The 931-nt window shown below is 73.1% G+C and carries 1 protein-coding gene; it reads right to left on the bottom strand.

What is annotated here, in order from left to right; all coding sequences use genetic code 11:
- Positions 1–329: 329 nt before the first annotated feature.
- On the bottom strand, positions 330–931 hold a 602-nt coding region (locus FM076_RS08705), incomplete at its 5' end, for a hypothetical protein (protein WP_207730264.1).

The following is a 931-nucleotide window of genomic DNA, read 5'->3' as shown; positions in this document are numbered from 1 at the left end:
GCCGCCGCCAGCCCGGCGAGACCGGCGCCGACGACCACCACGTCGGCGGCCCGTTCCCCGACGACGGCATCGACCTCCTCGCCACTTCTGCTCGCGCTGCTCGTCTGTGCGCTGCTGATCGGCACTTTTCCTCCCGACGTCGACGGCGTGCGGGTTCCGGTTGCCCGGTTGCCTGATGCCCCGGCGCGCGCGGCTCATACCCGTGTTCGAGCGTTGGTGTGTGACTGGTGCCGCGGTACGTCGCGCGAGGGGCGCCCGGATGCATACCCGGGCACCACGCGGCGGAGGGGGAGTGAGCGCGGAGGAGGGGACCGGAGCGCGGAGGTGGGCTAGAACGGGAACAGGTCGAAGGTGAGGTCCACCCGAGGGTCGTGCCAGCGCAGTGCGAAGGACGGGCACGAGGAGGTGCCGCCGTCCCAGTCGGCGAGCAGGGTGACCGAGTGCGGCCTGTGGGAGAGGGAGAAGTCCGTCTTGTCCCGGTAGGAACGCTTTCCCCGCAGTACGCCGGACTCTGCCCGCCTGCCGTCGGCCTCGACCCGCCAGCGCACCGTGCGCCCCTCGCAGCCCTTGGGCACCTGCACCTCCAGCCGCCCCTGCACCCCGCCGACACCGGGCCAAAGGAGCGTGCCCGAGGGGCGGAATGTGGACCTCACCTTCTGTGCGACGTCCCAGGTGTGCGTGTCGAAGCTGTGGTACCGCGACGTGGAGGTGGCGGTGACGGGCTTCCTCCCGCTGTGGAAGACCACCTGCGCGTTCGCGGAGGCGTTGATGGAGGCGACGACCAGGTCCACGACGGCGACCAGAAAGAGGAGGGCCGCGCAGCCCACGCGCAGCCCCTCGCCCGGCGCCCCGGCCGGGGCGGTGCTCCGGGGGCCCGCCGTCCCCGGGCGGTCTCCCCGGGCACCCGGACCGGACGGCGCTCCCTCCTCCC

It is taken from the genome of Streptomyces albus subsp. chlorinus, assembly GCF_013302895.1.
GTDB lineage: Bacteria > Actinomycetota > Actinomycetes > Streptomycetales > Streptomycetaceae > Streptomyces > Streptomyces chlorinus.
The sequence above is the reverse complement of the archived record's forward strand: the minus strand, read 5'-3'. Positions and strand labels throughout refer to the sequence as shown.